This is a genomic window from Pseudomonas sp. R62 (assembly GCF_000257605.1).
Classification (GTDB): domain Bacteria; phylum Pseudomonadota; class Gammaproteobacteria; order Pseudomonadales; family Pseudomonadaceae; genus Aquipseudomonas; species Aquipseudomonas atacamensis.
In genome coordinates this window covers 342904-355696 of the sequence record NZ_JH635998.1, presented here as the reverse complement: position 1 = coordinate 355696, position 12793 = coordinate 342904, and the positions used below count along the sequence as shown (strand labels likewise).

At 60.6% G+C, this 12793-nt stretch carries 15 protein-coding genes; 14 read left to right on the top strand and 1 reads right to left on the bottom strand.

All coding sequences use genetic code 11. From position 1 onward, the window contains the following. The 12 genes from OQK_RS03115 to OQK_RS03060 form a co-directional block, all read left to right on the top strand. Window positions 1–1159 (top strand): ATP-binding SpoIIE family protein phosphatase (locus tag OQK_RS03115; RefSeq protein ID WP_016771074.1); only part of this gene is annotated, 1159 nt, incomplete at its 5' end. Between the two features lie 30 nt (window positions 1160–1189). Then, entirely contained in the window at window positions 1190–1537 is a 348-nt protein-coding gene (locus tag OQK_RS03110) for an Hpt domain-containing protein (RefSeq protein WP_016771073.1), read from the top strand. Between the two features lie 105 nt (window positions 1538–1642). After that, a complete protein-coding gene (locus OQK_RS03105; protein WP_016771072.1) occupies window positions 1643–3010 on the top strand; it encodes a flagellar hook-length control protein FliK in 1368 nt (455 codons plus the stop codon). A 297-nt stretch (window positions 3011–3307) separates the two neighbouring features. Continuing rightward, window positions 3308–3811 carry a flagellar basal body-associated protein FliL gene (gene fliL / locus OQK_RS03100; RefSeq protein WP_016771071.1) on the top strand — a complete coding sequence of 168 codons (504 nt, stop codon included), beginning with the start codon at window positions 3308–3310 and terminating at the stop codon, window positions 3809–3811. A gap of 9 nt (window positions 3812–3820) precedes the next feature. After that, the gene (gene fliM / locus OQK_RS03095; RefSeq protein WP_003222890.1) at window positions 3821–4789 is read left to right on the top strand and encodes a flagellar motor switch protein FliM; all 969 of its coding nucleotides are present in this window, start codon (window positions 3821–3823) and stop codon (window positions 4787–4789) included. A 55-nt stretch (window positions 4790–4844) separates the two neighbouring features. After that, the gene (gene fliN / locus OQK_RS03090; RefSeq protein WP_016771070.1) at window positions 4845–5303 is read left to right on the top strand and encodes a flagellar motor switch protein FliN; all 459 of its coding nucleotides are present in this window, start codon (window positions 4845–4847) and stop codon (window positions 5301–5303) included. Further along, window positions 5304–5756: a flagellar biosynthetic protein FliO gene (gene fliO, locus OQK_RS03085; RefSeq protein ID WP_016771069.1), complete on the top strand. Its 453-nt coding sequence runs from the start codon at window positions 5304–5306 to the stop codon at window positions 5754–5756. Continuing rightward, a complete protein-coding gene (fliP, locus tag OQK_RS03080; RefSeq protein WP_016771068.1) occupies window positions 5756–6514 on the top strand; it encodes a flagellar type III secretion system pore protein FliP in 759 nt (252 codons plus the stop codon). Before fliO ends, fliP begins: the two co-directional genes overlap by 1 nt. Next, window positions 6511–6780: a flagellar biosynthesis protein FliQ gene (fliQ, locus tag OQK_RS03075; RefSeq protein ID WP_016771067.1), complete on the top strand. Its 270-nt coding sequence runs from the start codon at window positions 6511–6513 to the stop codon at window positions 6778–6780. Before fliP ends, fliQ begins: the two co-directional genes overlap by 4 nt. Window positions 6781–6783: 3 nt before the next feature. Next, window positions 6784–7569 carry a flagellar biosynthetic protein FliR gene (fliR, locus tag OQK_RS03070; protein WP_016771066.1) on the top strand — a complete coding sequence of 262 codons (786 nt, stop codon included), beginning with the start codon at window positions 6784–6786 and terminating at the stop codon, window positions 7567–7569. 3 nt (window positions 7570–7572) lie between these two features. Continuing rightward, entirely contained in the window at window positions 7573–8712 is a 1140-nt protein-coding gene (gene flhB / locus OQK_RS03065) for a flagellar biosynthesis protein FlhB (RefSeq protein WP_016771065.1), read from the top strand. Window positions 8713–8826: 114 nt separating this feature from the next. Beyond that, on the top strand, window positions 8827–9495 hold the full coding sequence (locus OQK_RS03060; protein ID WP_016771064.1) for a hypothetical protein: 669 nt from the start codon (window positions 8827–8829) through the stop codon (window positions 9493–9495). Window positions 9496–9554: 59 nt separating this feature from the next. Here the strand turns inward: OQK_RS03060 and OQK_RS03055 are convergent, their stop codons facing one another. Beyond that, window positions 9555–9914 carry a DUF6124 family protein gene (locus OQK_RS03055; protein WP_016771063.1) on the bottom strand — a complete coding sequence of 120 codons (360 nt, stop codon included), beginning with the start codon at window positions 9912–9914 and terminating at the stop codon, window positions 9555–9557. 621 nt (window positions 9915–10535) lie between these two features. On the opposite strand from OQK_RS03055, the gene flhA reads away from it, so the two are divergent. Together flhA and OQK_RS30935 are read left to right on the top strand one after the other, a co-directional pair. Continuing rightward, window positions 10536–12665: a flagellar biosynthesis protein FlhA gene (gene flhA / locus OQK_RS03050; RefSeq protein ID WP_016771062.1), complete on the top strand. Its 2130-nt coding sequence runs from the start codon at window positions 10536–10538 to the stop codon at window positions 12663–12665. Between the two features lie 11 nt (window positions 12666–12676). Further along, window positions 12677–12793 (top strand): hypothetical protein (locus tag OQK_RS30935; RefSeq protein WP_238537206.1); only part of this gene is annotated, 117 nt, incomplete at its 3' end.

Here is a 12793-nt window from a genome sequence, read left to right as displayed (position 1 = left end):
CAACGGTGACTTGTTGCTGGCGGCGTACACGCCGGCCGGTGACATGCACGTCATGCTCGGCGATTTCACCGGGCATGGCTTGCCGGCAGCGGTGGGGGCGATGCCGCTGGCCGAAGTGTTTTATGGGATGACCGCCAAGGGCTATGGCCTGGCCGAAACTCTGCGCGAGATGAACGCCAAGCTCAAGCGCATCCTGCCGGTGGACATGTTCTGCTGTGCCACCTTGCTCAGTCTGAGTTTCCAGAGCCGTTCGGTGGAGGTGTGGAACGGCGGCATGCCCGACGGTTACTTGCACCGCATGGCCAGTGGCGAGCGCGTGCCGTTGCCGGCGCGGCATTTGCCACTGGGGATTCTCAGCGCGCAAGCCTTCGATGACCGTACGGATGTGTATCCGATGGCCGTCGATGATCGGGTGTTTCTGTTATCGGACGGGGTGATCGATACCTGCGATGCCAATGACCAGTTGTTCGGCGTCGAGCGCTTGCAGCAGGTGTTTGCGGCGAACCGCGAGCCGGATCGGCTGTTCGAGGATATCGAACAGGCACTGCGCGATTTTCGCGGGCAGGCCCGTGATGACGTGAGCATGGTCGAGGTCAGTCTGCTTGAGTCGGCGCAGGCCCACGGCGCGGCGCCGGTGTATTCCGACAGCGGCCAGTCGTGCCCGCTGGACTGGTCGGCCAGTTTCGAGTTTCGCGGCGCCACGCTCAGGCGCTTCAATCCGTTGCCGTTCCTCTTGCAGTTGCTGCTTGAGGTGCATGGCCTGCGCGCGCAAAGCGGAGCGCTGTACAGCGTGCTCGCCGAGCTGTATTCCAATGGCCTGGAGCATGGCGTACTCGGGCTGGACTCCAGCCTCAAACGCGATGCGGCAGGTTTCGCCCGTTACTATGAAATGCGCGCGGCGCGACTGGAGGCGCTGCAAGACGGTTTCGTGCGCGTGCATTTGCAGGTCCAGCCGCAAGGCGAGGGTGGGCGGCTGGTCATTCGTGTCGAGGACAGCGGCAAGGGCTTTGATGTGGCGCGGGTCATGGAGCGGCCCGTGGATAACGTCCGCTTGTCGGGACGCGGCATCGGTCTGGTCCGGCAACTGGGGCGCAACGCCAGCTGGTCAGACCAGGGTCGTAGTGCCAGCGTGGAGTTTTTCTGGGAGATTGAGGCATAATCCGCCCATTCTTGATCAAGGAGTGAGCAAGTGACAGACCCACATGTAGATCGCGAAGTCCTCGATACTTTGCGCGAGGTGATGGAGGACGGCTATACGGAATTGCTGGAGACTTTTCTGGCAGATTCGCAAAGCCGCCTGCACGAGTTGCAGGACAGCACCAGCGCCAAAGCGCTTTCCGATGTAGCCCATAGCTTCAAGGGCAGTGCCAGCAACATGGGCGCGGTTCGACTGGCCGAGTTGTGCCAGGATCTTGAGTCGAATGCCAAGGACAAAAGTCCGGAAGCGCTCGCTCAACTGGTGGCCGATATCCATTCCGAATTCGCCGAAGTACGCCCGGTGTACGAAAGCGAAAAGCACCACGCCCACATCCACTGAAGCTGCCGCCCGGCGCTTTTCGCAAGTGTCTGGCCAAACTGGCCCGGCACTTGCAGTCATCTTGCTCAACTGTACCTACGATCCCAGTGCAGCGGAGACCGTGTCATGCCTGCGACCCCCAACATTCTTCTTCAGACCGCCGCCCAGGCCAAGGCGCAAGCCGCCTCTGCCAAATCGTCGGCAATGGCCGCAGACGCCGGGGACAAGGCTTCCAGCTTCGCCAGAGTGTTTGCCGATCAGGCGCCGGCCAAGCCTGCCGTGAGCGCTGACAATTCAGTCAAGCCGGCACGCGACAAGGTCGCGGACAGCAGCGGCAAAGAGGATATCGGCAAAGATCAGTCTGCCGCGCCCGAGCCAGCAGTTGCCGATAGCGGCAAAGCGTTGCCTGCCGACAAAGCGGCGGCGAGCGACGACGCGACTGCCACTGCCGATGACACCACTGAAACGGTACAAACCCCTGTGGCCGATGCCGCGCCTGTAGACCCGGCGCTTGATCCGGCCCTGGCGCAAGTCGTTCAGCCGTTGGTGGCGGCGCCTGTCGTGCAGGCTCCAGCAGTCGCAACCCCAGCCCACGCCGAAACCGAAACCCCGGCATTGGCAGTGGTGGCTGGCATGGTCAAAGATCCGGCGGCCACCGACAGCGAATTTGATCCGACAGCCGACCCGCTCGATTCCCTGCCGGCCGTGCGCATGGCGATGGAGCAGGGCGGGCATATTTCTGCCGCCAGCCAGGCGCAACCGAAAGCCTCGCCTGCTCAGGCTCAGGCCGACGGTGAATTGACCGCCGCGCAGAACTTTGCCGCCGGCATGGCGAGCATGCTCGACGTGCAGGCCGACAAGGACAGCACCAGCCAAGGCGGCGAACAAGCTTTCAGCGGGCTGATCGACGATGGCCTGAAGGATCTGAAGTCCGCCACCAGCGACACCCGTGTCGACGACTTCGCCAACCGTCTCGCGGCACTGACCCAGGCCGCTACGCCGAAAACCGCCAATGCGCTGCCGGTGAATCAGCCGATCGCCATGCACCAGAGCGGCTGGACCGAAGAAGTGGTCAACCGCGTCATGTACCTGTCCAGCGTCAACTTGAAGGCCGCCGACATTCAGTTGCAGCCGGCGGAGCTGGGGCGTCTGGATATCCGCGTGAACATGGTTCCCGATCAGCAGACCCAGGTTACCTTCATGAGCGCGCACCCAAGCGTGCGTGAAGCGCTCGACAGCCAGATGCACCGCCTGCGCGACATGTTCAACCAGCAGGGCATGGGCCAGGTCGACGTCAACGTCGCCGACCAGAACCGTGGCTGGCAGGGGCAGCAAGGCCAGGAGCAGGCGCAGCAGGGCCAGAGTGGTCGGACCAGCGCTGCCGGCGGACGCCTGGATTCGGCGGATGAGGAATTGGCGCCGACCGCCATTGCTGAAACCGCCGCTCAAACCACCAGCGTGATCGGCAGCAGCGCGGTCGACTATTACGCTTGAGCAAAATCAAGAGCCCCTCACCCTAGCCCTCTCCCAGAGGGAGAGGGGACTGACTGGGGGATGCTCGCGAAGTACGCCGACCGGATACTTCTGCTGTGAATCCATAATCGACTCGGTCTTTCAGGTCGATGTTTGACGTCTGACACCTCGGTCGGCCCCCTCTCCCTCCGGGAGAGGGCTGGGGTGAGGGTGCTTTTGACTTTAGCGTCGTTCTCGACCTCCGACACTTCTGGCATAACACTTGCTCTTGCCTTGCCGTGCGACTGTGAAACCCCCGATTAGTGACGGATTATTGGCATGGCGAAGAGCGAAGCTGCAGCAGTAAAAGACCCCGCAACCAAAGGCAAACTCAAGCTGATCATCGTGATCGTGCTGGCGTTGCTGGTGGCCATTGGTGCATCCGTCGGGGCGACCTGGTTCTTCATGCACGGCGCGCAGAGCAAGCCTGCGGAGGCCGCTGAAGCAGCGCCGGTCGGCAAGCAGGCGGCGATTTTCGAGCCGATGGCGCCGGCCTTCGTTGCTAACTACAACCAGAACGGCCGTCAGCGCTACATGCAGGTGAGCATCACCATGCTGGCGCGTAATCAGGCCGATCTGGACGCGCTCAAAGTGCACATGCCGGTTATCCGCAACAACCTGGTGATGCTTTTCTCCGGTCAGGATTTCGCCACACTGGCGACACCGGTCGGGCAAGAGATGTTGCGCCAGAAGGCCACCGCCAGCGTCCAGGAAGTGGCGCAGAAAGAACTGGGCAAAGTGGTCATCGAACAGTTGCTTTTCACTAATTTCGTACTGCAGTAGGAACACGACATGGCCGTGCAGGATCTGCTGTCCCAGGATGAAATCGATGCGCTCTTGCATGGCGTCGACGATGGTCTGGTACAGACCGATAATGCTGCCGAACCCGGCAGTGTCAAAAGCTACGACCTGACCAGCCAGGATCGCATCGTCCGTGGACGCATGCCGACGCTGGAAATGATCAACGAGCGCTTTGCCCGCTACACCCGCATCAGCATGTTCAACATGCTGCGCCGCTCGGCGGATGTGGCCGTCGGTGGCGTGCAGGTGATGAAGTTCGGCGAATACGTGCACTCGCTGTACGTGCCCACCAGCCTCAACCTGGTCAAGATCAAACCGCTGCGCGGCACCGCGCTGTTCATCCTCGACGCCAAACTGGTGTTCAAGCTGGTGGACAACTTTTTCGGTGGCGACGGCCGTCACGCCAAGATCGAAGGGCGGGAATTCACCCCGACCGAACTGCGCGTGGTGCGCATGGTGCTGGAACAGGCTTTCGTCGATTTGAAGGAAGCCTGGCAGGCGATCATGGAAGTCAATTTCGAGTACATCAACTCGGAAGTGAACCCGGCCATGGCCAACATCGTCGGCCCGAGCGAAGCGATTGTGGTCTCCACCTTCCACATCGAACTCGATGGCGGCGGCGGCGATCTGCACGTGACCATGCCGTACTCGATGATCGAGCCGGTGCGCGAGATGCTCGACGCCGGTTTCCAGTCCGACCTCGACGATCAGGACGAGCGCTGGGTCAACGCCCTGCGCCAGGACGTGCTCGATGTCGACGTGCCGATCGGTGCCACCGTAGCCCGCCGCCAGTTGAAGTTGCGCGACATCCTGCACATGCAACCGGGCGATGTGATCCCGGTCGAGATGCCGGAAGACATGATCATGCGCGCCAACGGCGTGCCGGCCTTCAAGGTCAAGATGGGCTCGCACAAAGGCAACCTCGCGTTGCAGGTGATCGAGCCGATCGAGCGTCGCTGAGACGGCGCTTTTCACTCCCGTATTTAACCGAATTGTTGCCCGCCGAGGACACATGATGAACGACGATATGAACGCGCAGGACGACCAGGCACTGGCCGATGAATGGGCTGCGGCCCTGGAAGAAACCGGTGATGCCGGCCAGGCTGACATCGATGCACTGCTGGCTGCCGACGCAGGCACGTCCAGCTCCAACCGTCTGCCAATGGAAGAGTTCGGCAGCGTGCCGAAGAACAACGATCCGGTGACCCTCGACGGTCCGAACCTGGACGTGATCCTCGACATTCCAGTGTCGATCTCGATGGAAGTCGGCAGCACCGACATCAACATCCGCAACCTGCTGCAACTCAACCAGGGTTCGGTGATCGAGCTCGATCGTCTGGCCGGTGAGCCGCTCGACGTGCTGGTCAACGGCACCTTGATCGCCCACGGCGAAGTAGTGGTGGTCAACGAGAAGTTCGGCATCCGCCTGACTGACGTGATCAGCCCAAGCGAACGCATCAAGAAGCTGCGCTGAGTGAAAAGGTTTCTCTGGGTGTTGCTGGCGTGGCCGCTGAGCGTGCTGGCTGCCGAGCCGGGCGCAACCACTGCCGCGCCTGCCGCCACCGCGCCGATGGTCAACAGCGGCGTGGCCGGTCAGTTGACGCAACTGGTGTTCGGTTTGCTGCTGGTGCTGGGCTTGATCTTCTTCCTCGCCTGGCTGTTGCGCCGCGTGCAACAGGCGGGGCCGGCGGGCAAGGGCCAGGTGATCGAGCTGATCGGTTCCCGCGCGCTCGGTCCGCGTGATCGCTTGATGCTGGTGCAGGTCGGCAACGAGCAGATTCTGCTCGGCCTCAGCCCCGGCACCATCACCGCGCTGCACGTGCTCAAAGAGCCGGTCGAAGTCCCCACTGCCAGCGAAAAAGCGACGCCGGAATTTGCTCAGCATCTGCTGAAGATTCTTGGCAAGGACCAAAAGGATACGAAGTAATGGGTGCGCTCCGCATCGTCTTGACGCTGGTCCTGTTGCTGGCCGCGCCGCTGGCGTTCGCCGCCGATCCGTTGTCGATCCCGGCGATCACGCTGGGCACCAATGCCGACGGCGCGCAGGAATATTCGGTCAGTCTGCAGATCCTGCTGATCATGACCGCGCTGAGCTTTATTCCGGCGGCGGTCATCCTGATGACCAGCTTCACGCGGATCATCATTGTCTTCTCGATCCTGCGTCAGGCCCTCGGCCTGCAACAGACGCCGTCGAACCAGATCCTCACCGGCATGGCGCTGTTCCTGACGCTGTTCATCATGGCGCCGGTGTTCGACCGGGTGAACAACGACGCGCTGCAACCGTATCTGGCGGAAACCCTCACCGCCCAGCAAGCGGTGGAAAAGGCCCAGGTGCCGATCAAGGACTTCATGCTCGCGCAGACCCGCACCAGCGATCTGGAGCTGTTCATGCGCCTGTCCAAGCGCACCGACATTGCCAGCCCGGATCAGGCGCCGCTGACCATTCTGGTGCCGGCGTTCGTGACCTCCGAGCTTAAAACCGCCTTCCAGATCGGCTTCATGATCTTCATTCCGTTCCTGATCATCGACCTCGTTGTCGCGAGCGTGCTGATGGCCATGGGTATGATGATGCTCTCGCCGCTGATCATTTCGCTGCCGTTCAAGATCATGCTGTTCGTGCTGGTCGATGGCTGGGCGCTGATCATCGGTACTCTGGCCAGCAGTTTTGGAGGTGTTTCGCCATGACGCCGGAAGTCGCGGTCGATATCTTTCGTGAAGCCCTGTGGCTGACCACCATGATGGTCGCCATCCTGGTGGTGCCGAGCCTGCTGGTCGGCCTGCTGGTGTCGATGTTCCAGGCGGCCACGCAGATCAACGAACAGACCCTGAGCTTCCTGCCGCGTCTTCTGGTGATGCTGGTCACCCTGATCATCGGCGGTCCGTGGATCGTGCAGACGTTCATGGAATACATCATCCAGCTCTACAAAAACATTCCGATGGTCATCGGCTAAGCCATGCAATCGCTGCTACAGCTGACCGACACCCAGATCAGCACCTGGGTGGCGTCGTTCATGTTGCCGCTGTTTCGCGTGGCGTCGATGCTGATGGTCATGCCGGTGTTCGGCACCACCCTGATTCCACGTCGCGTGCGTCTGTATTTCGCCGTGGCGATTACCGTGGTCATTACCCCGGCGCTGCCGCCGATGCCCGCCGTCAGCCCACTCGATCTCAGCGGCCTGCTGCTGATTGGCGAGCAGATTCTGGTCGGCGCGGTGTTGGGCTTTTCCCTGCAATTGTTCTTTCAGGCATTCGCCGTCGCCGGGCAGATCGTCGCGATCCAGATGGGCATGGGCTTCGCCTCGATGATCGACCCCACCAACGGCGTTTCGGTGGCGGTGATCGGGCAGTTCTTCACCATGCTGGTGACGTTGCTGTTCCTGTCGATGAACGGCCATCTGGTGGTGTTCGAAGTCCTCACTGAAAGTTTCACCACGCTGCCGGTCGGCGGCGGTCTGATGGTTGCGCATTACTGGGAACTGGCCGGCAAACTCGGCTGGGTCCTCGGCGCCGCGCTGCTGCTGGTGTTGCCGGCCGTCACCGCACTGTTGGTGGTCAACATCGCGTTCGGCGTGATGACCCGCGCCGCGCCGCAACTGAACATCTTCTCGATCGGTTTTCCGCTGACCCTGGTGCTCGGCCTGTTCATCGTCTGGGTGGGGCTCGCGGACATTCTCAACCAGTATCAACCGCTGGCCAGCGAGGCCTTGCAGTTGCTACGCGAACTGGCACGGGCGCGCTGAGTCATGGCAGAGAGCGAAAGCGGTCAGGACAAAACGGAAGACCCCACGGAGAAACGCAAAAAGGACTCCCGTGAGAAGGGTGAAATCGCCCGTTCCAAAGAACTCAACACCCTCGCCGTGATGATGGCTGGCGCCTCTGCGCTGCTGATTTTCGGCGGCATGCTTGCGCAAGAAATGATGGACGTGATGCGCCTGAACTTCACCCTGTCCCGCGAAGTGGTCATGGATCAGGGCGCGATGGGCCGTTTTCTGTTGGAGTCAGGGTTGATCGCCTTGCTGGCGATTCAGCCGGTGATGATCACCCTGTTGCTCGCCGCCATCATCGGGCCGATCTCCCTTGGTGGCTGGCTGTTCGCGGCAAGTTCGCTGGCACCCAAATTCAGCCGGATGAACCCGGCCGCCGGCCTCAAACGGATGTTCTCGTTCAAGGCTGTGGTCGAACTGCTCAAAGCCCTGGCGAAGTTTCTGATTACCTTGGGCGTGGCGCTGTTGGTGCTGTCCGCCGACGTCGACGACTTGCTGCGCATTGCCCACGAACCACTGGACATGGCGATCATCCACAGCGTGTTGCTGGTGGGCTGGAGCACGCTGTGGCTGGCCTGCGGCCTGATCATCATCGCCGCCGTCGACGTGCCGGTGCAGATCTGGGAGAGCATGAAGAAGCTCAAGATGACCAAGCAGGAAGTGCGCGACGAACACAAGGACCAGGAAGGCCGCCCCGAGGTCAAGCAACGCATTCGCCAGACCCAGCGCGAAATGTCCCAGCGGCGCATGATGGCAGCGATTCCCGAAGCCGACGTGGTCATCACCAACCCGACCCACTACGCCGTCGCGCTCAAATACGACTCGGAGAAGGGCGGCGCGCCGGTGCTGCTGGCCAAGGGCAGCGACTTCATCGCCCTGAAAATCCGCGAAATCGCAGTGGCCAACAACGTCATGCTGCTTGAATCGCCGGCGTTGGCGCGCTCGATCTATTACTCAACTGAGCTTGAGCAGGAAATTCCTGGCGGGCTGTATCTGGCAGTGGCGCAGGTGCTGGCCTACGTCTACCAGATCCGCCAGCACCAGGCAGGCAAGGGCAAGCGGCCGGATCCGTTGAAGGATGATTTGCCGATTCCGCCGGATTTGCGTCGGGATTCCTGATGGTTACCGCTTGTCTGGAAAGTCTCGGAACCTGTCAACTCTGACAGTAGACGCCGCTCCCCAGCCGCGTTGCTATGCACTCGGGAATAATCCCTGAGCGCAGAGACGAAGATCATGGCAGAGCGAATCTATAAACAACTTGAAGGAATGACGCTGGACTACGTTTCAGGGCAGTTGGAGGAAAACCCAAAGGAGCGATCCATACGTTACACGGTGAGCTTTGACCTCGATCTGGATTTCACTCACTTCGTGCAGATGGCTAACGTTTATATCCCTGATTACCTGAACAACCCGGTTAACGCCATCAGACCTGAACTTGACGGCTTGGCGTACCACTATTCTTATAACTACCTGTTCGATAGCGCAGGAAATATTCGCGACAAAATGGACTTGTTCGAACTGTTCACCTCGCCACGTTATTACATGGATCAATGGGCCACGGGTGTGGAGTTGGCGGTGCGCTACAGCAAGCCTGCGTTTGAGGTGTTCGGGCAAAAGTTGCGTATCACTGCAAGCAGGGATTTGCGACTGGTGGATGAAAGTCGAACGATCAGGATCGCAGATTTACCCCTCTTGCAGTTTCATTGGGCGTTAAACCTGTTGCAAAGTGACCTCGCCGCTCCTGATGTCACTGCACCTTTGACCAAGGTCGTGCTCATGTACATGAACGAGGATTTCGTAGAGGTTGAAGGCCAATCGGTGCTTCGAGGTGTGAAGTATGTTGATCGCAATCAATTGGGTTTCGGCACTATCACGGCCAAACAGATGCTGACTGCGCAGTAGCCGAATACTGCGCTTATCGTTCCCACACGGAGCGTGGGAACGATCATCGTGACGCCGCGCTACTGCGGCATTTCCAGATTATCCAGCACCCGATTCACCGCCAATTCCCCGAGCATGATCAGTTGCGCAATCCCCATCAGGGTTCGGCGCTGGGATGGTTTGACCAGTCCGGCGAATTCCTGGGCGATGGTTTTGGCCGAGGCGAGGGTTTCGCAGGCGTTGGCCAGCAGGTCTTCGTTTTTGGTGTCGGCGGTGACGGCGTACATGGCGCGGGGGCTGAAGGGTGGCGGGGTGGAGCCGGGTGGGCAGAGGTAGTGGTCGAGGGCGCGATCGGCGGCTTGGTGGAGTTTTTTTGAGTCGAGGGATTCGTAGGGGGAGGTCGGGTCGGATTCGGGTGGGTTGGGTGTGGGTTTGATCATGGTGAAGCTCCTTTGAAGTGGAGCCGCTACAACCTGTCGCTAAACAGGGAGGGTGGCGGCTGTACGCGGGTTAGCGAACCGGTCAAAGGCACCCGGCAGACCCGAAGGTCTCCCGCATACAGCCACCATGACGAAATCGCGAACATACAGATCCGCAACGAAGCCTGGAACGCTGATGCACCTTTGACATGAGTTCGAGTCGCTAAACCCGATCGCTGATTCGTCAGCGACCGGACCACGATAGAACCCGACCCCCAGGTGCACAAGCCGGCGGATTCTGGCTTGGCTGTAGGCAATGGCGCAAGGATTTGTAGCCTTGAGACCGTGTCTGCAGGTGTCTTTTAAACAGCTTCGTTTAAATCGAAAAAATGCGCCGCATTCGAAGGCCTCTTCGCGAGCAGGCTCGCTCCCACAGGGGCCGTATTCCAAATGTCCGATTGGGAATGCATTTCAAACTGTGGGAGCGAGCCTGCTCGCGAAGGGGTCAGCCCAATCAGTCGATAATCCCAAGTAAAACCGCTCTATTTCATTCCCCGGCAAAAGTTGGAAAGCTTCTTGCAATAGCCGCCCTGCGCCCGTTCGGGGCGTCAAAAGTTTGCTTTAAAGGAACGGGGAAAACCGGTGGATCGCACTCAGTTATTCAATACAGCACGCACCAACGTTGCCGACCTCAGTCGAGGCAATCTGGGCGTGCCGTTGTTGCTGCTGGTCATGCTGGCGATGATGATGTTGCCGGTACCGCCGTTCCTGCTCGACGTCTTCTTTACCTTCAACATCGCTCTGTCGATCGTCGTCCTGCTGGTCTGCGTGTATGCGCTGCGGCCGCTGGATTTCGCGGTGTTCCCGACCATTCTGCTGGTGGCGACGCTGCTGCGGCTGGCCTTGAACGTGGCCTCGACGCGGGTGGTGATGCTCCACGGTCAGGACGGCCACGCCGCTGCCGGTAAGGTGATTCAGGCCTTCGGTGAGGTGGTGATCGGCGGTAACTACGTGGTCGGTATCGTGGTCTTCGCGATTCTGATGATCATCAACTTCGTCGTGGTGACCAAGGGTGCCGGACGGATTTCCGAGGTGAGCGCGCGTTTCACCCTCGATGCGATGCCCGGCAAACAAATGGCGATCGACGCCGACCTCAACGCCGGCCTGATCGACCAGAACCAGGCCAAGTCGCGCCGTCAGGAAGTCGCCCAAGAGGCGGAGTTCTACGGTTCGATGGACGGTGCCAGCAAGTTCGTCCGTGGTGACGCGATCGCCGGCCTGCTGATTCTGTTCATCAACCTCATTGGCGGCATGGCGGTTGGTATCTTCCAGCACGGCATGAGCTTCGGCGATGCGGGCAAGGTTTACGCCTTGCTGACCATCGGTGACGGTTTAGTGGCGCAATTGCCATCACTGTTGTTATCTACAGCAGCGGCGATCATGGTAACCCGTGCTTCCGGCTCGGAAGACATGGGCAAGCAGATCAACCGCCAGATGTTCGCCTCGCCGAAAGCGCTGGCCGTGGCCGCTGGTTTGATGGCGGTGATGGGCCTGGTGCCGGGCATGCCGCACTTCTCCTTCCTGAGCATGGCGGCGCTGGCTGCGGGCGGCGCGTACCTGTTCTGGAAGAAGCAGAACGTCGCCAAGGTCGTGGCGCTGGAAGAGGTCAAGCGTCAGCAGGAACTGCTGCCGTCGCCGGCACGCGCCATGGAAACCAAAGAGCTGGGCTGGGACGACGTGACGCCGATCGACATGATCGGCCTGGAAGTCGGCTACCGCCTGATTCCGCTGGTGGACCGCAATCAGGGTGGGCAATTGCTCGCGCGGATCAAGGGCGTGCGCAAGAAGCTCTCGCAGGATCTGGGCTTCCTGATGCCGACCGTGCACATCCGCGACAACCTCGATCTGGCGCCGAGCGCTTACCGCTTGACGCTGATGGGCGTGATCCTCGCCGAGGCCGAGATCTACCCGGATCGCGAACTGGCGATCAACCCGGGCCAGGTGTACGGCTCGCTCAACGGTATCAACGCCAAAGATCCGGCTTTTGGCCTGGAGGCGGTGTGGATCGAAATCAGCCAGCGCGCCCAGGCGCAATCGCTCGGCTACACCGTGGTCGATGCGAGCACCGTGGTCGCCACCCACTTGAACCAGATTCTGTACAAGCACTCCAGTGAGCTGATCGGCCACGAGGAAGTGCAGCAACTCATGCAATTGCTGGCCAAGAGCTCGCCGAAACTGGCGGAAGAGCTGGTGCCGGGCGTGGTTTCGCTGTCGCAGTTGCTCAAGGTCCTGCAAGCGCTGCTCGCCGAGCACGTGCCGGTGCGCGACATTCGCAGCATCGCCGAGGCGATCGCGAACAACGCTGCCAAGAGTCAAGATACCGCCGCGCTGGTCGCCGCTGTGCGGGTCGGCGTATCCCGTGCAATCGTCCAAAGCATTGTAGGCACTGAGTCCGAGCTGCCTGTAATCACATTGGAACCAAGGTTGGAACAGATATTGCTCAATAGTCTGCAGAAGGCAGGACAAGGCTCGGAAGAGGGCGTTCTGCTGGAGCCGAGCATGGCCGAGAAGCTGCAGCGTTCGTTGATCGAAGCGGCCCAGCGTCAGGAAATGCAAGGCCAACCGGTGATCCTGCTGGTAGCAGGCCCGATTCGCGCGATGCTCTCGCGCTTCGGTCGCCTCGCAGTGCCAGGCCTGCATGTACTGGCCTACCAGGAAGTACCGGACAACAAGCAAGTGACCATCGTTGCGACAGTAGGGCCCAACGGCTGAGGTAGTGGTTTATGCAAGTTAAGCGTTTTTTCGCCGCCGATATGCGTCAGGCCATGAAGCTGGTTCGCGATGAGCTGGGCGCTGATGCCGCCATCATCGGCAACCGCCGCATTGCCGGCGGCGTCGAG

Coding starts and splice junctions, on each gene's coding strand:
- OQK_RS03105 (WP_016771072.1), top strand. CDS start 1,643: ATGCCTGCGACCCCCAACATTCTTCTTCAGACCGCCGCCCAGGCCAAG.
- fliL (WP_016771071.1), top strand. CDS start 3,308: ATGGCGAAGAGCGAAGCTGCAGCAGTAAAAGACCCCGCAACCAAAGGC.
- fliM (WP_003222890.1), top strand. CDS start 3,821: ATGGCCGTGCAGGATCTGCTGTCCCAGGATGAAATCGATGCGCTCTTG.
- fliN (WP_016771070.1), top strand. CDS start 4,845: ATGAACGACGATATGAACGCGCAGGACGACCAGGCACTGGCCGATGAA.
- fliP (WP_016771068.1), top strand. CDS start 5,756: ATGGGTGCGCTCCGCATCGTCTTGACGCTGGTCCTGTTGCTGGCCGCG.
- fliQ (WP_016771067.1), top strand. CDS start 6,511: ATGACGCCGGAAGTCGCGGTCGATATCTTTCGTGAAGCCCTGTGGCTG.
- fliR (WP_016771066.1), top strand. CDS start 6,784: ATGCAATCGCTGCTACAGCTGACCGACACCCAGATCAGCACCTGGGTG.
- flhB (WP_016771065.1), top strand. CDS start 7,573: ATGGCAGAGAGCGAAAGCGGTCAGGACAAAACGGAAGACCCCACGGAG.
- OQK_RS03060 (WP_016771064.1), top strand. CDS start 8,827: ATGGCAGAGCGAATCTATAAACAACTTGAAGGAATGACGCTGGACTAC.
- OQK_RS03055 (WP_016771063.1), bottom strand. CDS start 9,914: ATGATCAAACCCACACCCAACCCACCCGAATCCGACCCGACCTCCCCC.